At 64.4% G+C, this 18692-nt stretch carries 12 protein-coding genes; 6 read left to right on the top strand and 6 right to left on the bottom strand.

Going from position 1 to position 18692, the window contains the following annotated elements; translation table 11 throughout:
• Positions 1–100 precede the first annotated feature (100 nt).
• On the top strand, positions 101–1852 hold the full coding sequence (locus ORS3428_RS26940; protein WP_244508114.1) for an outer membrane beta-barrel protein: 1752 nt from the start codon (positions 101–103) through the stop codon (positions 1850–1852).
• 131 nt (positions 1853–1983) lie between these two features.
• Here ORS3428_RS26940 and galU read toward each other — a convergent pair whose 3' ends face one another.
• Positions 1984–2889 carry a UTP--glucose-1-phosphate uridylyltransferase GalU gene (gene galU, locus ORS3428_RS26935; protein WP_071101316.1) on the bottom strand — a complete coding sequence of 302 codons (906 nt, stop codon included), beginning with the start codon at positions 2887–2889 and terminating at the stop codon, positions 1984–1986.
• A gap of 224 nt (positions 2890–3113) precedes the next feature.
• Here galU and ORS3428_RS26930 point away from each other — a divergent pair, with 224 nt between their 5' ends.
• Both ORS3428_RS26930 and ORS3428_RS26925 read left to right on the top strand, forming a co-directional pair.
• Positions 3114–4334, top strand: coding sequence for a lytic murein transglycosylase (locus ORS3428_RS26930; protein ID WP_071101315.1), 1221 nt, complete (start codon positions 3114–3116; stop codon positions 4332–4334).
• 113 nt (positions 4335–4447) lie between these two features.
• Entirely contained in the window at positions 4448–5677 is a 1230-nt protein-coding gene (locus ORS3428_RS26925) for an SGNH/GDSL hydrolase family protein (RefSeq protein WP_071101314.1), read from the top strand.
• 60 nt (positions 5678–5737) lie between these two features.
• On the opposite strand, the gene ORS3428_RS26920 is transcribed toward ORS3428_RS26925, so the two are convergent.
• Complete coding sequence (locus ORS3428_RS26920) at positions 5738–7192, bottom strand: glutamate synthase subunit beta (RefSeq protein ID WP_071101313.1); 1455 nt, start codon at positions 7190–7192, stop codon at positions 5738–5740.
• 144 nt (positions 7193–7336) lie between these two features.
• Complete coding sequence (gene gltB / locus ORS3428_RS26915; RefSeq protein ID WP_071101312.1) at positions 7337–12070, bottom strand: glutamate synthase large subunit; 4734 nt, start codon at positions 12068–12070, stop codon at positions 7337–7339.
• A 497-nt stretch (positions 12071–12567) separates the two neighbouring features.
• Here gltB and ORS3428_RS26910 point away from each other — a divergent pair, with 497 nt between their 5' ends.
• Entirely contained in the window at positions 12568–13620 is a 1053-nt protein-coding gene (locus tag ORS3428_RS26910; protein ID WP_071101311.1) for a threonine aldolase family protein, read from the top strand.
• A 140-nt stretch (positions 13621–13760) separates the two neighbouring features.
• Here ORS3428_RS26910 and ORS3428_RS26905 read toward each other — a convergent pair whose 3' ends face one another.
• Positions 13761–14228, bottom strand: a complete 468-nt coding sequence (locus ORS3428_RS26905; protein WP_071101310.1) for an Hsp20 family protein — start codon at positions 14226–14228, stop codon at positions 13761–13763.
• A 558-nt stretch (positions 14229–14786) separates the two neighbouring features.
• On the opposite strand from ORS3428_RS26905, the gene ORS3428_RS26900 reads away from it, so the two are divergent.
• The gene (locus ORS3428_RS26900; protein ID WP_071101479.1) at positions 14787–15743 is read left to right on the top strand and encodes an alpha/beta fold hydrolase; all 957 of its coding nucleotides are present in this window, start codon (positions 14787–14789) and stop codon (positions 15741–15743) included.
• A gap of 187 nt (positions 15744–15930) precedes the next feature.
• Positions 15931–16389, top strand: a complete 459-nt coding sequence (locus ORS3428_RS26895) for a hypothetical protein (protein ID WP_071101309.1) — start codon at positions 15931–15933, stop codon at positions 16387–16389.
• Between the two features lie 155 nt (positions 16390–16544).
• Here the strand turns inward: ORS3428_RS26895 and hisN are convergent, their stop codons facing one another.
• Positions 16545–17318: a histidinol-phosphatase gene (gene hisN / locus ORS3428_RS26890; RefSeq protein WP_071101308.1), complete on the bottom strand. Its 774-nt coding sequence runs from the start codon at positions 17316–17318 to the stop codon at positions 16545–16547.
• A gap of 294 nt (positions 17319–17612) precedes the next feature.
• Positions 17613–18554, bottom strand: coding sequence for an N-formylglutamate amidohydrolase (locus ORS3428_RS26885; protein WP_071101307.1), 942 nt, complete (start codon positions 18552–18554; stop codon positions 17613–17615).
• Positions 18555–18692: the final 138 nt, after the last annotated feature.

Genomic DNA, 18692 nt, shown 5'->3' with positions numbered 1-18692 from the left:
ATCCCCATTTACGGTCCGGTAAGTATGGCGCGCCTGCGCCGCGCAAGCAGTGGTGACTATGTCCGGGCCCCAGCCTGAAACGAAAAGAGGTCGAAAGGGCATGGCCGTCGGCACGCTGCTGGTGGCGGCGAGCGTTCTTGCCTTGCTGCGCGCTCAGCCGGTCCTGGCGCAGGAAACCGAGCTGCGCGGCGAGGTCTCCGAATCGGCGATTCTCGCCGATCAGCAGCGCAAGGCGAGACAATTGCGCGCGCAAGGATCGCAGGATCAGGCGGCTTCGGCGGCCCAGGCGGCTGAGGACTTGACACCCGCAAATCCCTACCAGCCGGAGAGCCCCGGGGCGGTTCCGGACGACGACCAGACGGCGGGCACGACGGGGAGCATCTTGGACCCGCCGGATGCGAGCGGCGATCCCTTCGCCGACACTCAGGCCACCGCCCGGCCGCGCCGGCCCTCGACCGCCAGGCAGCGGACGGCCGAAGCCAACATGAAAAGCGACACCAGGACGGCCGGCAAGAAAAACGCCAGGAAGAAATCGGGCCTGACCACCGACAGCACGGCCAGCACCGCCGTAACCAGAGACCCGCCCGATACCGCGGCCGCCGACAATGACGGCGCGAACCGCCGCGCCGTCACGATCGACAGCGTCGACAGGCAGAAGCTCGATCCCGGCGCGGAACGCACCGGGTCGATCGATGGCCAGAAGGTCAAACCCCAGGAAGATCCCTTCGCCGCCCCGGGTATCAAGGTCRGCACCTTTGTCTTCCGGCCGTCGCTCGAGCAGGGCGTCACCGCGACATCCAACGCCGATGGCAGCAGCGGCGGCAGGCCGGCGGTTCTGTCGGAAACGGCGCTGCGCTTCTCCGCCGCCTCGGACTGGCGCGAGAATTCGGCCGCCATCGACGGCTACGGCCTCTTCCGCAAYACCCTCTCGGGTCAGAAGATCAACGATGCGCGAGGCCGGATCGAGGGCCAGCTCAATGTCGACCTCGACCATGAACTGCGCGCCATCGCCAAGCTTGGCTATGAAGCCGCGCCGGAATCGGCCTCGTCGCCGGGCGCGATTRCCGGCGTCACCTCGCAGCCCTTGCGCCAGACCATCGACGGCAGCCTCGGCATCGAKAAGGACATAGGCAAGATGCGCTATGCGCTGACCGGCTCGGTCACGCATGATGTCTACGGCGACGCCAAGCTCTCGGACGGCACGGTGCTGTCACAGAAGGATYGTGACAACACGCTCTATTCCGCGACCTTGCGCACCGGCTACGAGATATCGCCGGCCATCACCCCGTTCGCCGAGGTGGAGACCGGGCGGCGGGTGTATGACCTGCGCGTCGACAGCAACGGTTTCGAGCGCTCCTCGACGCGGCTCAGCGCGCGCGCCGGCCTCGAGCTCGACATTGATGAGAAACTTTCCGGCGAATTCTCCGTTGGATGGCTGCGCGAAGGCATCGATGACTCCCGCCTGCCGGCGATCGCCGGGCCATATGTCAACGCCGATCTCAAATGGTCGCCGGAGCGCGGCACCATCGTCGGGCTCACCGGCAAGACCACGGTCGAGACCACGACGACGGCCGGCCAGAGCGGCGACATCCTCTACTCGGGCCGGCTCACCGGCGAAAGGCAGGTCCGCGCCGATCTGACGGCGAACTCGGCGCTTGGACTGGATTGGCGCGACTACACCGGCTCCGACGGCCACGATCGGATCCTGAGCGCCGAGGCCGGGCTGACATGGTGGCTGAACCGCTATGCCGGCCTCACCACGCGGGTGAGGACGGAGAAGCTCACCAGCAACCTTCCTGGCCGCAACTACACCGCCAACAGCGTCTATCTTGGCCTGAAGGTACAGCGCTGACGAAGGCGGGCAGCCGTTAAAGCGCGTCGCGCTGAAACGTATTCAGCCGACGCGCTTCAGGTCTTTGTTTTGATGCATGTCGTTCCCCCAAAACCGCTGCGCATTTTGGGCGACATGCATTAGCCAGGCACCTAAGACGCCGCGCCGCGCCGCTCCGCCGGCCGCACTTCATCCAGCAGGGTACGGATGACGCCGGCCATGCTCTCGTTCATGTCGTTGCGCCAGAGCGCGAAGGCGACATTGGCCTCGACGAAACCTTCCGGCGAGCCGCAGTCGAACGTGCGTCCCTTGTAATGATAGCCGTAGAAGGCTTGTTGCTTCTCCAGCTTCAGCATCGCATCGGTCAGCTGGATCTCGTTGCCGGCGCCGCGCTCCTGGTTTTCGAGAATGCTGAAAATCTCCGGCTGCAGGATGTAGCGCCCGTTGATGTAGAGATTGGACGGCGCCGTGCCCGGCTTCGGCTTTTCCACCATTCCGGTGATGCGGAAGYCGTGATGGGTGTCCTCGCCGCGGCCGACGATGCCGTATTTATGCGCCTCGGCCGGGTCGCATTCCTGCACGGCGATGATGTTGTTGCCGGTTTCGGCATAGAGGTCGACCATGTCCTTCATGCAGCTTTTTTCCGACTGCATGATCATGTCGGGCAGCAGCAGCGCGAACGGCTCGTCGCCGACCAGCTCGCGGGCGCACCAGACGGCATGGCCAAGCCCCATCGGCACCTGCTGGCGGGTGAAGCTGGTCTGCCCCGGCGCCGGCTGCAGCCGCTGCAGGCGGGCGAGCTGGTCGTCCTTGCCGCGCTGGGCGAGCGTATCGTAGAGCTCGAACTGGACGTCGAAATGGTCCTCGATGACCGCCTTGTTGCGCCCGGTCACGAAGATGAAATGCTCGATGYCGGCATCGCGCGCTTCATCGACCACATATTGGATGACCGGCCGGTCGACGACGGTCAGCATCTCCTTCGGAATGGCTTTGGTGGCCGGAAGAAACCGYGTACCGAGGCCCGCGACCGGGAAAACTGCTTTGCGAACTCGCTTCATGCTGCGTCACCCACCTGTTTTGGGGCCAATTATCCGCTCGACCGCCTCCTCGGCAACCCCCCGGACATTTTCACGCCGGAATGTTGAACTACCGAACGGCACAAGTTGAACGTGCAGGCCTAAAGCCGCGACCTCTCTTCTCGCCCCCGGCGCCTATGGTAAACTAAATACTAACCGGGTTCGGCGTTCAATGATCCTTCCTGATTTGACGAAGGAGTGAAAAGATGTCCGTTCGCAACACCGCAAGGCGCCTGACGGCACTGGTGACGGCCGCCGGCCTGACCCTCGCCCTGCTGATGCCCGCCGGACCCGCTTTCGCAGATGCCGGATTCCGCCAGTGGGTCGCGGGCTTCCGCGCTGTTGCGATCGAGGGCGGCGTCTCGGGTGCCGTCTACGACCGGGCCTTGAGGGGCATCGAACCCGACCCGGTCGTGCTGGAAAAGGCCCGCACCCAGCCGGAATTCACCGCTCCTGCCTGGGACTATTTCGACAATCGCGTGCATGACCAGGCAGTGGCCAACGGCCAGGCGATGGCGCGCAAATGGAAGCCGTGGCTGGATCGCATCGAGGCAAGGTTCGGTGTCGACCGCAACATCCTTCTCGCCATCTGGTCGATGGAATCGAACTACGGCGAAACCCTGAAGCGCGACGACATCATGCGCAATGTCATCCGTTCGCTGGCCACACTTGCCTATGGCGACTCCAAGCGATCGCAATATGCCCRYACCCAGCTGATCGCCRCACTGAAGATCCTGCAGACCGGGGACATCGACGAAAGCCACCTCATGGGCTCCTGGGCCGGCGCGATGGGCCAGACGCAGTTCATCCCGACCAGCTACCAGCGCTACGCTGTCGACATGGATGGCAATGGCCGGCGCGACATCTGGAATTCGATCCCCGATGCGCTGGCCACCGCCGCCAACCTTTTGAAGAAGAACGGCTGGCAGGGCGGCAAGACCTGGGGCTACGAAGTGACGCTGCCGGCCGGCAAGCCGCCCGCCGGGTCGAAGACGCTGGCGCAGTGGCAGGCGCTCGGCGTCGTCAGGGCCAACGGCAAGCCGTTCAGGAACCTGACCGACAAGGCGACGTTGAAGGTACCTGACGGCAGGGGTGGCCCGGCCTTCCTGATGATCAGGAATTTCTCGGTGATCAAAGCCTACAACAACGCCGACAAATACGCTTTAGCCGTCGGCCTGCTCGCGGACGAGATCGCCGGCGGCACCGGCCTTGTGCAGGACTGGCAGCGGCCCTTCACCAARCTCACCTTCGAGGAGCGCCAGGAATTGCAGAAGCGGCTTTCAGAGCACGGCTATTATGACGGCAAGTTCGACGGCAAGATCGGCGACGGCTCGAAGGCCGCCATCATGGCTTACCAGGCGAAGGTCGGCTTGACCCAGGATGGCTATCCGAGCATGGAAGTGCTGAAATGGCTCCGCAAGCAGTAGAGCCGTCCATGGCGTGAAGCATCCTTTCAAATGCGAAGGGATGCTGTAGTGCTTCGGCCTGCGCATGACTTTCCCGGATTTGCATGGTCATGCGCAAAGGGATGGAGAGGTGAGTGGTTACGGTTGCGCGTATCTGGCTGATCGTTCGCCGCCTGCCGATCCTCGTCCTGGCCGTCGCCGTGCTGGCCGTCGCCGGCTCCAGCGCCTTCCACACGCCCGCATTCGCGCAGGAGGAAAGCCATGGCTGGTCGCTCCGCGACCTGCTCTTCCCGCGCCGCAGCGAGCGCATCGAGCTGCCGCCGCCCGATATCCAGACGGTGAGGCCGAGGCCGAAGGTGAGAAAACCCAAGCCGCGCCCGCCGGCCGAACCGGAGACGCCGATCGTCGAAAAGGCGCCGGATGCGCGCGTCGTGCTGGTGGTCGGCGATTTCATGGCGGGCGGCCTGGCCGAAGGCCTCGATACCGCCTTTGCCGACAATCCCGCTATCAGGATCGTTTCGCGTGCCAATGGTTCGTCCGGCTTCGTGCGCGACGATTTCTACAACTGGCCGGTCGAGATCAAGTCGCTGATCGAGACCGAGAAACCCTCCGTCGTGGTGGTGATGCTCGGCTCCAACGACCGCCAGCAGATGCGAGTCGGCGACGTGCGCGAGCAGCCGCGTTCCGAGAACTGGACCAAGGAATATGAGCGCCGCACCGATGCGTTGGGCAAGGCCATACAGGACGCGAAGGTGCCGTTCCTGTGGGTTGGCATGCCGGCGTTCCGGGTGGCGAAGATGAGCTCGGATATGCTGGCCTTCAACGWCATCTACCATTCGGCCGCCCAGAGCCACGGCGGCGAGTTCGTCGATGTCTGGGACGGCTTCGTCGACGAGAACGGCGCCTTCGTCACCTCCGGCCCCGACATCAATGGTCAGCCGGTGCGCCTGCGCTCCGACGACGGCATCAACGTCACCAAGGCCGGCAAGCGCAAGCTGGCCTTCTATACCGAAAAGCCGCTGGCGAAGATTCTTGGACTGGCGGCACCTGGAAGTGTGACGACGGTCTCCGCGCCGGCGGGCGCCCCGGTCGAGACGTCCAAGCCTGCCGCGGCACCTGTCATCGTCGTCCGCACCCCGCCGATGCTGCTCAGCGATCCTGCGCTGGACGGCGGCACCGAACTGCTGGGYGCAGCTCCGCCCGCCAAGGCGGATCCGAATCTGCCGGGTGAAAAGCTGACCGTCGAAGGCAAGGCGCCGGCCGCCTCGCCCGGCCGCGCCGACGACTTTTCGTGGCCGCCGAAGACGCCACCGGCTGCCGCCGCGGCAGCCGGGTCGGACACGACGACGGCGATCAACCGGTAGTTCTGCTGATCAGTGAGAATGCCTGCGGCCTGGCCGCAGGCGTAGAATTTCAAGCCGGTCTCAGCGCGGCAGGACCGTCGACCCCATCAACGCTTCGTCGATCGAGCGTGCCGCCTGGCGGCCCTCGCGGATCGCCCACACCACCAGCGACTGGCCGCGGCGCACGTCGCCCGCCGCATAGAGCTTGTCGACGTTGGTCTTGTAATCGCGGTCGTTGGCCTCGACGTTCCGCGAGCGGCGGCTGTCGGTGATCACCTTTATCTGACCGTCGAGCTCCCTCATCACGCTGTCGGCCGCCGGGCCGGCAAAGCCGATGGCGATGAAGGCGAGGTCGGCGCGGATCACGAATTCGGTGCCGGGGATCGGCTTGCGCTTCTCGTCGACCTCGCAGCAACGGACGCCGGTCAGCTGGCCGTCCTCGCCGATGAATTCGAGCGTCRCCACCTGGAATTCGCGTTCCGCGCCTTCGGCCTGCGAGGAGGACGTGCGCATCTTCGTCGCCCAGTAGGGCCAGACGGCGAGCTTGTCTTCCTTTTCCGGCGGCTGCGGGCGGATGTCGAGCTGCGTCACGCGCACCRCTCCCTGCCGGAAGGCCGTGCCGATGCAGTCGGACGCGGTGTCGCCGCCGCCGACCACGACGACATGCTGGCCGCCGGCGATGATCGGGTGCGAGGGCCAGGCCACCGACTGGATCGGCTCGCCGCCGACGCGACGGTTCTGCTGCACCAGATAGGGCATCGCGTCATAGACGCCGACGAGATCGTCGCCCGGAATGTTGGCCGGGCGCGGCGTTTCGGACCCGCCGCAGTAAAGCACCGCGTCATACTCGGCGAGCAGTTCCGAAACCTTCTTGTCGACGCCGACATTGACGCCGCAGTGGAAAGTCACCCCCTCGCCCTGCATCTGTTCGATGCGGCGATCGATGTAGTGTTTCTCGATCTTGAAGTCGGGAATGCCGTAACGCATGAGCCCGCCCGGCCGGCTCTCGCGCTCGTAGACATGCACATCATGGCCGGCGCGGCCGAGCTGCTGCGCCGCCGACATGCCGGCCGGGCCGGAGCCGATTATGGCGACGCGCTTGCCGGTCTTCTTCTCCGGCGGATAGGGCCGGATCTGGCCGGTCTCGTAGGCCTTGTCGGCGATGGCCTGCTCGATCGTCTTGATGGCGACCGGAATGTCCTYGAGGTTCAGCGTGCAGGCTTCCTCGCAGGGCGCCGGGCAGATCCGGCCGGTGAATTCCGGAAAGTTGTTGGTCGAGTGCAGGTTGCGGATCGCACTTTCCCAGTCGCCATTGTAGACGAGGTCGTTCCAGTCCGGGATCTGGTTGTGGATCGGGCAGCCGGTCGGCMCATGGCAGTAAGGAATGCCGCAATCCATGCAGCGCGCGGCCTGTTTCTCGACCTCCTTGTCCGACATCGGCAGCGTGAATTCGCGGAAATGCCGGATGCGGTCCGATGCAGGCTGGTACTTGTGCACCTGCCGGTCGATCTCGAGAAACCCTGTTACCTTGCCCATAGTCCAGTCCCTGCTGCCCGAAGGCACGCTTTTGTCGCGCACCCGTTAACCTCATAAGGCTGCCGTGGCAACCTTCGTTCCGAGGTCAGGATTGTTGGTGAGGATGCCGGCCGGGGCGTCGTCTCCCCGGCCGTGCCCGAAAGCCTATTCCGCCGCCACGCTCATGCGCATGCGTTCCATCTCGATCAGCGCGCGGCGATATTCGACCGGCATGATTTTCCGGAATTTCGGCCGGAAGCTCTGCCAGTTMTCGAGGATCTCGCGGCCGCGCACCGAGCCCGTGTAGTGGACGTGGTTCGAGATCAGCTGGTAGAGCCGCTCCTCATCGTGACTGGTCATGTCGCCCGACACGTCGACGCGTCCCTTGTGGTCGAGGTCGCCGCCGTGGTGGAGCAGCTTCTCCATCAGGTCGTCCTCTTCCGGAACGGGCTCGAGCTCGACCATCGCCATGTTGCAGCGCTCGGCGAAATCGCCCTTCTCGTCCAGCACATAGGCGACGCCGCCCGACATGCCGGCGGCGAAGTTGCGGCCGGTTTTGCCGATGACGACGACGATGCCGCCGGTCATGTATTCGCAGCCGTGGTCGCCGACGCCTTCGACGACGGCGACGACGCCGGAATTGCGCACCGCGAAGCGCTCGCCGGCGACGCCGGCGAAATAGGCCTCGCCCTCGGTGGCGCCATAGAGCACCGTGTTGCCGACGATGATCGATTCGGAAGCTATGATCTTGGCCTCTTGCGGCGGCCGGATGACGATGCGGCCGCCCGACAGCCCCTTGCCGACATAGTCGTTGCCGGCGCCGACCAGCTCGAAGGAGACGCCGCGCGCCAGAAACGCGCCGAAGGACTGGCCGGCCGTGCCGGTCAGCTTGACGGTGATGGTGTCCTCGCGCAGGCCCTTGTGCTTGAAGCGCCTGGCGACTTCGCCCGACAGCATCGCGCCCGCCGAACGGTCGACATTGCGGATCGGCAGCTCGRTGGTGACGGGCTRCTTGGCTTCCAGCGCCRGCTTCGCCAGCTCGATCAGCTTGCGGTCGAGCACGTCGTCGATCGGATGCTTCTGCCGCTCGGTCCAGTGCAGCGCCTCGTGCGGCGCATCGGGCTTGAAGAACATCTTCGAGAAGTCGAGCCCGCGCGCCTTCCAGTGCTGGATCACGTCGCGCTTCTCCAGGAGGTCGGTGTCGCCGATGATCTGGTCGAGATGGGTGAAGCCCATTTCGGCCAGCAGCGCACGCACCTCTTCCGCCACGTAGAAGAAGAAGTTGATGACGTGCTCGGGCGTGCCCTTGAAGCGCTTGCGCAGCACCGGGTCCTGCGTCGCCACGCCGACCGGACAGGTGTTCAAGTGGCACTTGCGCATCATGATGCAGCCGGCCGCGATCAGCGGCGCGGTCGAGAAGCCGAACTCGTCGGCGCCGAGTAGCGCGCCGATGATGACGTCGCGGCCGGTGCGCAGGCCGCCGTCGACCTGCAGCGCAACTCTGCTGCGCAGGCCGTTGAGCACCAGCGTCTGATGCGTTTCGGCAAGGCCCATTTCCCACGGGCTGCCGGCATGCTTGAGCGAGGTCAGCGGCGAAGCGCCGGTGCCGCCGTCATAGCCGGAGATGGTGATGTGGTCGGCGCGTGCCTTTGCGACCCCCGCCGCGACCGTGCCGACGCCGACCTCCGACACCAGCTTGACCGACACGTCGRCCGCCGGGTTGACGTTCTTCAGGTCGTAGATCAGCTGCGCCAGATCCTCGATCGAATAGATGTCGTGATGCGGCGGCGGCGAGATCAGGCCGACGCCGGGCGTCGAGTGCCTGACCTTGGCGATGGTCGCATCGACCTTGTGGCCGGGCAGCTGGCCGCCTTCGCCGGGCTTGGCGCCCTGCGCGACCTTGATCTGCATGACATCGGAATTGACCAGATATTCCGCCGTCACGCCGAACCGCCCCGAGGCGACCTGCTTGATCGCCGAGCGTTCCGGGTTCTTGCCGCCGCCCGGCAGCGGCAGGTAGCGGTCGGCCTCTTCGCCGCCTTCGCCCGTGTTCGACTTGCCGCCGATGGCGTTCATGGCGCGCGCCAGAGTGGTGTGCGCTTCCCTGGAGATCGAGCCGAAGGACATCGCGCCGGTCGAGAAGCGCTTGACGATCTCGGCCGCCGGCATGACGTCTTCGAGCGCCACCTTCTTGCGGCCGGTTTCCTCGGCGAGCCTGATCTTGAACAGGCCGCGGATGGTCTGCGCCCGCGCGGTCGCGCTGTCGATCTGCGCCGAATACTCCTTGAACGTGTCCCWGGAGCCCTGGCGCACCGCATGCTGCAGGGTGGCGACCGCATCCGGCGACCACATATGCGCCTCGCCGCGCATGCGGAACATGTATTCGCCGCCGACCTCCAGGTTGTTGCGCAGCACTGGGTCGTTGCCGAAGGCGTCGGTGTGGCGGCTGAGCGTCTCGGTCGCGATCTCGTCGAGTCCGACGCCTTCGATCAGCGTGGCAGTGCCCTTGAAATACTTCTCGACGAAATCCGACTTGAGCCCGATGGCGTCGAAAATCTGCGCGCCGCAATAGGACTGGTAGGTCGAGATGCCCATCTTGGACATCACCTTGAGGATGCCCTTGCCGATCGACTTGATGTAGCGGGAGACGACCTCGTATTCGTCGACCTCTTCCGGCAGCTCGCCGCGCTTGTGCATGTCGAGCAGCGTGTCGAAGGCGAGATAGGGGTTGATCGCTTCGGCGCCGTAGCCGGCAAGGCAGCAGAAATGATGCACCTCGCGCGGCTCGCCGGATTCCACGACAAGCCCGACCGCGGTGCGCAGCCCCTTGCGGATCAGGTGGTGGTGCACCGCGGCGGTGGCGAGAAGCACCGGAATGGCGATGCGGTCCGGCCCGACCTGGCGGTCGGACAGGATGATGATGTTGTAGCCGCCGGCAACCGCCGCCTCGGCCCGCTCGCAAAGCCGGTCGATGGCGCCCGGCATGCCGGCGGCGCCCTCGTTCGCGGCATAGGTGATGTCGATCGTCTTGGTGTCGAAGCGGTCCTCGGTGTGGCCGATGGAGCGGATCTTCTCGAGATCGCCATTGGTCAGAATCGGCTGGCGCACTTCGAGCCGCTTGCGGCGCGACGTGCCGACGAGGTCGAAGATGTTCGGCCGCGGACCGATGAAGGACACCAAGCTCATCACCAGCTCCTCGCGGATCGGGTCGATCGGCGGGTTGGTGACCTGGGCGAAGTTCTGCTTGAAATAGGTGTAGAGCAGCTTCGACTTGTCCGACATAGCCGAGATCGGCGTGTCGGTGCCCATCGAGCCGACCGCTTCCTGGCCGGTGGTGGCCATCGGCGCCATCAGGAGCTTTGTGTCTTCCTGCGTGTAGCCGAAGGCCTGCTGGYGGTCGAGCAGGCTGACGTCCTTGCGCAGCGCGCGCGGCTCGACCGGCTTCAGGTCTTCCAGGATGAGCTGCGTGTTGGCGAGCCAGGTCTTGTAGGGATGCCTGGTCGCGATCTCCGACTTGATCTCCTCGTCGGAAACGATGCGRCCCTTGGCGAGGTCGATCAGAAGCATGCGGCCGGGCTGCAGCCGCCACTTCTGCACGATTCTGTCCTCCGGCACCGGCAGCACGCCGGCCTCGGAAGYCATGATGACGCGGTCGTCATCGGTGACGATGTAGCGCGCCGGGCGCAGGCCGTTGCGGTCGAGCGTGGCGCCGATCTGGCGTCCGTCGGTGAAGACGACCGCCGCCGGCCCGTCCCACGGCTCCATCAGCGCGGCATGATATTCGTAGAAAGCCTTGCGGTCGGCATCCATGAGYTTGTTGCCGGCCCAGGCTTCCGGGATCAGCATCATCATGGCGTGGCTGAGCGTGTACCCGCCCTGGAACAGGAACTCGAGCGCATTGTCGAAGCAGGCGGTGTCGGACTGGCCCTCATAAGAGATCGGCCAGAGCTTCGAGATGTTGTTGCCGAACAGTTCGGAATCGACCGAGGCCTGACGCGCCGCCATCCAGTTGTTGTTGCCGCGCACCGTGTTGATCTCGCCGTTATGCGCGACCATGCGGTAGGGATGCGCCAGCTTCCACGACGGGAAGGTATTGGTCGAGAAGCGCTGGTGGACGAGGATCAGCGCCGTCTCGAAGCGCGGATCGTTGAGGTCCTTGTAATAGGCGCCGACCTGGTAGGCGAGGAACATGCCCTTGTAGACGATGGTGCGCGCCGACAGCGACACGCAATAGGCGCCGACGTCCTTGTTGTCGTTCTCGGCATAGATGCGGCCCGAGATCACCTTGCGCAGGAGATAGAGCCTCGCCTCGTACTCTTCGTCGTCCGGAATGTCCGGCGTGCGGCCGATGAACACCTGGCGATGGAACGGCTCGGATGCCACGATTTCCGACGCCTTCGACAGCGAAGAATTGTCGACCGRCACGTCGCGGAAGCCGAGCAGCGGCAGCCCTTCCGACTGCGCCGATTCGGCGATGATGTCCTCGATATGGGCGCGAAGTGTGGCGTCCTGCGGCATGAACCAGTGACCGACGCCGTACCGGCCGGCCGGCGGCAATTCGATGCCCTGCGCCGCCATCTCTTCGCGGAAGAACTGGTCCGGTATCTGCACCAGCACGCCGGCGCCGTCGCCGACCAGCGGATCGGCGCCGACGGCGCCCCGATGGGTCAGATTCTCCAGCATCGCCATGCCGTCCTCGACGATCTGGTGCGACTTCACGCCCTTCATGTTGACGATGAAGCCGACGCCGCAGGCGTCGTGCTCGTTGCGCGGGTCGTAGAKCCCTCGCGCGGTCAAGCCATTGGTCAGGCCGTTGGTCGGACGAGTCGGATTTTTGACGRCTGCCGCTTTCGTCTGCGCGGCCTGGCCGTTGATCGCAGATGGCGTCAGTTCCGTCATCGTCCTGTCCTTCCTTTTCCGCCCGCTTGGCACTGCTTTGCCTCGGGCGCTGGTTTGCCTTGGGAAGCACGATGCTTCCCCTTCATCCTTGCTGCACGTCTCGCGAAATTCTTGCCGAACCATACGGCCATACGCCCGGTTCGCATCCGGTATCGTACAGGCCAGAGCGGAGCCGTCTACCCGCCGCTCGCAACAATGGCCGGAATGGCATGGATGATACGCCAGTCCAGCCTGCTTTGTGCGACAAAATAAGACAGCACTACTGTCCTAAATTTTTTATGACAGAATTCAGGGGCCCGCACAAGACCGATTCACAAAAAACTTGGACGCGGCGCGACACAAAATTTCGTGAGATGCCTGCAAAACGTAAGGTTCGGTCTCAGCCCTCGTTAGGCTGTCGGCTGGCTTTACCGCTTTCGCGACATTTGGCCCTTGCGCTCGGAAGGTCAAAGCGTTCAAGTCGCGCCCGTTTGCGCAAATCAGCTACGAGACTTTCGATGTTCTTTGCATCCGACAACTGGGCGGGCGTCCATCCCGACATTTCGGCCAACCTGTCCCGGCATGCAGCCGGCATCGCGACCGCCTATGGCGACGGCGAACTGGATCGGCAAGTCTACCGGCGCTTCAGCGAGATCTTCGAACGGGACGTTCAGGTGTTCTTCGTCGCAACCGGCACGGCAGCCAACGCGCTCTCGATGGCGGCGTTGAACCGCATCGGCGGCATCGCGCTTTGCCATTCCGAAGCACATATGAATGTCGATGAATTCGGCGCGATGGGTTTCTATACCGGTGGCGCGCGCATGGCGCCGATTCCGGGCCCACTGGGACGCATGAACCCGCAGGCCCTCGACAAGGCCATCAAGCGCTATTCGCAAGACCTTGCGCCTGCCGGCCAGCCGATGGCCGTGACCATCACCCAGGCGACGGAGGTGGGCACGGTGTACACCGTCGACGATGTCAAGGCGATCGCCGAGGTCTGCCACCGCCATAGCCTGCCGCTGCACATGGATGGCGCGCGCTTTGCCAATGCGATTGCCGCGACCAACGTCACGCCGGCGGAAATGACCTGGAAGAGCGGCGTCGACCTCATCTCCTTCGGCGGGACCAAGAACGGCTGCTGGATGGCGGACGCGGTCGTCATCCTTAATCCGGACCTCGGCAGGGACCTGCGCCTGCTGCGCCAGCGCGCCGGGCAGACCTTCTCCAAGGCGCGCTTCATCTCGGCTCAGTTCGAGGCCTATTTCACCGACGACCTGTGGCTGAGGATGGCGCACCACGCCAATGCGATGRCGGCACTCCTGGCCGAGACGATCGAGGATGCGCCGGCAGGCAGGCTCGCCTGGCTGCCGCAGGCCAACGAAGTGTTCGCGATCCTCGACCGCGCCCTTGCCGACAGGCTGCAAGCCGCCGGCGCCAAATTCTACGAATGGGGCGTGCCGCAGGGTTTTGAGGGCCATCTCGGCGACAATGAAGCGATCTATCGCTTCGTCGCCAGCTTCGCGACCACGACCGAAGAGATCGACCGGCTCGGCGCCCTGCTCGCCGGCTAGCTGGAGCATGATCCCTGCGACGTGCTCAGCATTTCTTGGCTGGCCGAACTTCCGTTCAGAAAATGCTCAAACAAAAAGCGGCGCCTCTCGGCGCCGCTTTCGTCTCGGGAGGGAGACGTATTGCAGTTGGAGCCCGCTGGTTACGCGGCAGCCTTGGCCTCGATCTGCTTGGCCTTGTCCGAAGACGTGGTGATAGCGATCTTGCGCGGCTTCAGCTCCTCGGGGATGTTGCGCTTGAGGTCGACATAGAGCAGGCCGTTCTTCAGCGTGGCGCCCTCGACCTCGACATGGTCGGCGAGCTGGAAGCGGCGCTCGAAGGCGCGCGAGGCGATGCCGCGATAGAGCAGCTCGGAACCCTCGCTGTCGTTCTCTTCCTTGCGCTCGCCCTTCACGGTCAACACGTTGCGATGCGCCTCGATCGAAATCTCGTCTTCCGAGAAGCCGGCAACGGCCATCGAGATGCGATAGGCGTTCTCGCCGGTGCGCTCGATGTTATAGGGCGGATAGGTCTGCGCGCTCTCGGGCTGGCCGAGCGTGTCGAGCATCGTGAACAGCCGGTCGAAGCCGACGGTCGAACGATAAAGCGGGGAAAAATCAACGTGACGCATAAGGTGTTCTCCTGTTGAGCAACATGGTTTGCGTTTGACCTGGTGCGAAACCCTGGAAAGGCGTCTCGGATAGGCCAGCGGCCCCGACGATCGGCGGCCGCAACCTTCATTTGGGAAGCGGAAAAACTCATTTCAAGGCTTTCGGCCAAATGCATGTCGCCCAAAAATGCGCTGCGGGCTCAGGGAAACGACATGCATCAAAACAAGGACTTAAGCGCGCCGATCAGACCCCGCTTGGGGTGCGTTCGGAAGGCCGTCCCTCCATGAACGGCAGATGAACCGCGGCTTCGGCATACGTTCAGCCACGCGACGCTAGGCTTTGGCCAAGATGACAGACAAGCGGTGTTCTCTTGGGCGCCGCGACGAGGCCGAACCGGGTGCTACGTCCCTTCCTCCCGGATCGACAGAGGCCGGAAGTGCGCCGCAGGCACTTCCGGCCTTACCGTTTCACGACAGGGCGCGCAAATCCCGGAACGCCTTTGCTTTTGCCGCATGGCCGTCTATCACCATGGCGAACGCCTGGCCCGTTCGGGCAAAGAACCATCAACGAAGCGCCGAATGACGGACCTTTTCCATCTGACTGAGGGCAATCCGCCGCCGGAGAACGCCGCCGGCGGCTTCTTCACCACGCGTGACGGCAAGAAGATCCGCTACGGCGTCTTCGCCGCGGTCGCCCGCCCGCTGCAGGGCACGGTGGTGCTGCTGACCGGCCGCAACGAGTGCATCGAGAAATATTTCGAGACCATCCGCAATCTCGCCGACCGCGGCTTCGGCGTTGYCATCCTCGACTGGCGCGGCCAAGGCGACTCAAGCCGGCTGCTGCGCAACCGGCAGCGCGGCTATGTCCGCAGTTTCCGCGACTACACGCGCGATCTTGAGCAGTTCTTCCAGGAGATCGTGCTGCCGGATTGCCGGGGCCCCTATTACATACTCKCCCACTCGGCCGGGGCGGTGATCGCGCTCCTTGCATCGCCCTCGATGGTCAACCGGGTGCAGCGCATGGTGCTGATCGCGCCCTTCCTGACCGTGCCCGACCTGCCGGTTTCGATAACCACCGTCCGCCGCGTCTGCGCGGTGTTTTGCGCACTGGGCCTCGGCCGCCTCTACGCCGCCTGGGGACCGCGGCCGAAAGAGACGCCACCTTTTGAGACCAACAAGGTGACGTCGGACCCAGTGCGCTATCGCCGCAACACCGGCATCTACGAGGCCTGGCCGCAGTTGGCGCTCGGCGGCCCGACCATCCGCTGGCTGAAGGCTGCCGCCGCAGCTTCCGAGGCCGTCAGCGATCCGGATTTCATGRCCGGGATCAGGGTGCCGACTCTGATCGTTGCTGCCGGCGCAGATCAGGTCGTCTCAACCAAGGCGGTTGAATCCTACGCCCGGCGGCTGCGCGTCGGTTCGCTGCTGATGATCGACGGCGCGCATCACGAGATACTGCAGGAAAGGGATCTTTTCCGAGAACAGCTGCTCRCAGCCTTCGACGCGTTCATTCCCGGAACCGGCGACGCAGTTTGACCTCACACGGCTCATGYGGACCGGCGCACGATCCGCGCGCGAACTTCGCGACCCGGATGGCCTCCCAGCCCATCGGCTGAACAGGCCTTCTCCGCAGGGCCGAGATCGACCTCTTATTCCCGTTCAAGCGTCGAGCGCTAGGTTGCTGCCCAAAGAGGTCAGGCGCCGAAAATCGGGAGAAACGGCCATGGACGCATCGAATTCGCTGGCACGTCAGGGATATCGTCTGCTGCAGATTGGCGTCGCCCTGCTGCTGTTTTCATCTTTGGAAGGGTTTGCGATACCGTACCTCGCGGCGCCGCGGCTCGGGCTGTCCGCGCACACGCTCAGCGCCCTGCAGGGCGTTCTCCTGCTGGCGCTGGGTCTCACATGGTCCAGGCTCAACCTCGGCGCGGCGACGTCCCGGGTCGCGTTCTGGCTGCTGATCTATTCGGCTTTGGCCATCCTGGCGGCCTACGTGATCGCCGGCGTCTGGGGCGCCGGCAACGAGACAATGCCGTTGGCGGCCGGAGCCTTCCACGGGAGCCCCTTTCAGGAAACTCTGATCAAGGGCGTGGCGTATTCGTCCGCGCCGGCCGGCCTGATCTCTTTCGCGCTCATTCTGTGGGGCCTGCGTCTCGCGGACGTTCGGCACGCCGACGGCTAAAGCGTCGCTATCTTTCAGAATCGCTCATCCGCTTCGGGTTTTGATTTTACGACTGTCTTTGTCCCGAAACCGGTCCCACTTTCGAGAAGACATGTTTTAGGCATCTCGCCCAGAACTGGCAGCGATCTTCCGTCCGGCGTCCGGAGCGGCGCGACTCAGCCGCGCAGCGCCGCCATCGCTGAGGCGTGCAATTCCGGTGTCGCCGCCGCCAGTATGTCGCCGCCCTGTTCCGCCGGCCCGCCGTCGAAGGTGGTGACGACGCCGCCCGCCTTTTCGATGATCGGTATCAGCGCCACGATGTCGTAGGGCTTCAGGCCTGGATCGGCGACGATGTCGACGCTTCCGGCCGCCACCATGGCGAAGGCGTAGCAGTCCGTGCCGTAGCGGGCGAGCTGCACCTGTTTCTCGAACTGGTCGTAGCGGTTGCGCGCCTCTCCCTTGAAGAGTGCCGGCGTGGTGGTGAACAGCGTCGCCTGCGAAAGGTCCGTCGTCTTGCGGGTCGTGAGCTTGCGCGGGCCGCCCGGGCCTTCGTAGTGCGAGCCGGAAGCGTTGGCATAGAACAGCTCGCCGGTGAAGGGCTGCGACATCRGGCCGGCGACGGCGTCGCCGTCGACCGTCAGCCCGACCAGCGTTCCCCAGACCGGCAGCCCGGAAATGAAGGCGCGCGTGCCGTCGATCGGGTCGATGACCCAGACATGCCGGCTCGAAATGTTCTCGCTGCCATGTTCCTCGCCGAGAATGCCGTGATCGGGATATTCCGCTGCTATCAGCGCCCGGATCGCCCGTTCGGCCTCCCGGTCCGCCTCGGTCACCGGGTCGAAGCTCTCCGCCAGCTTGTTGGCGACCGCACCCTGGCTGCGGAAGCGCGGCAAGGTCTCGGCGGCCGCGGCGCGCGCGATGCGCCGCATGAAATCGATGCTGATATCCAACTCAATCTCCCCATTGCGGCGGCCAGCGGCAGCCGCTGTTTCTGACAACGAGAGGCGCGGCCAGGCGCCCTCTCTTGTTGCCTCAATGTCACACCTCAGCCGCCGAAACGGAATTTGCACATCATATTGAATTAAAAAAGCCCGAAGTCGATTGACATTTGTGCATCGCACAATAGCTTTGTTCTCGGACAGCTAGTTCTGTCCATGCCCTCCTTGGGCGTTTCCTCCCTAGACTTCGACCGTGTCGTGAAAGCGATGCGGTCTTTTTTTCAACCGCGGACCGCGACGCCGATGTCATTCCGCGGYGAGCGGCAGATCGGCGAAATGCTGCTCGGGCAGCGACATCAGTTCGGCCGAAAACCGCGTCAGGTCGTCGGCAAGCGCGTCGAAGCCGGCCGATTTCTGGAACGTCCGCTCGTTCATGTAAAGCCCGCGATTGACCTCGATCTGCAGCGCGTGGAGATGGCGCGCCGGCCGCCCGTAATGCTCGGTGATGAAGCCTCCCGCATAGGGCTTGTTGTGCGCGACCGTGTAGCCCATGCCGGTCAGCAGGCCGATCGCAGTCTCGGTAAGAGCCGCAGTTGCGGAAATGCCGAAACGGTCGCCGATGATGAAATCCGGCCGCACGCCGTTGTCGCCGACCCGGATGCTCGCCGGCATCGAATGACAATCGATGAGCACGGCATAGCCGAACCTGGCGTGGGTCCTCGTCAACAGCCGCTTCAGTGTCTCGTGATACGGCTTGTAGACGGCCTCGATGCGTCCCACCGCCTCGGCCAGAGGCAGCCGCCCGGGATAGATGTCGAGCCCCTCGCCCACCAGCTTCGGCACCGTGCCCAGCCCGCCCGCGACTCGGGCCGAGCGTATGTTGCAGAAGGGCGGCACCGGCTCCGCGAACATGCGCGGATCGAGCTCCCATGGCTCGCGGTTGACGTCGAGATAGGCGCGCGGAAAATTCGCCGCCAGCATGGGCGCCCCGAGYGCGACGGCGCCGCCGAAAAGCTCCTCGACAAAGCAGTCCTCCGACCGGCGTATGGCGTTGCGGTCAAGYCTCGTCATGGCGAGGAAGCGCTCGGGATAGTGGCGGCCGCTATGCGGCGAACTGAAGAGGAAAGGTACGCGCTGCTCGGCGCCCGATCGGATTTCGAAGGGTGGTACGACCGAAAAATCCTCGGCTGCCGTCTTCAATTTGAATGAACCAGGAAACAGCACTGCATCATGAATCAAAACTGCCATCTTGCGTCCGGCATGTCCAGCATTTCAGCCGCGCGAAACGCTGGCCCAAGCGGCGCGGACAAGCCAACGTTCACTTGATGTTTACCGTCTCTTCCTCATATACAGGATGGTTAACGGGCCTGTCCGGCGACAGGCTTG

It is taken from the genome of Mesorhizobium sp. ORS 3428 (genome assembly GCF_001854785.1).
In the GTDB taxonomy this organism is placed as follows: Bacteria; Pseudomonadota; Alphaproteobacteria; order Rhizobiales; family Rhizobiaceae; genus Mesorhizobium.
Note: the sequence above shows the minus strand (reverse complement) of the source record. Positions and strands in the feature narration are given on the sequence as shown.

Coding starts and splice junctions, on each gene's coding strand:
- ORS3428_RS26905 (WP_071101310.1), bottom strand. CDS start 14,228: ATGCGTCACGTTGATTTTTCCCCGCTTTATCGTTCGACCGTCGGCTTC.
- ORS3428_RS26895 (WP_071101309.1), top strand. CDS start 15,931: ATGGACGCATCGAATTCGCTGGCACGTCAGGGATATCGTCTGCTGCAG.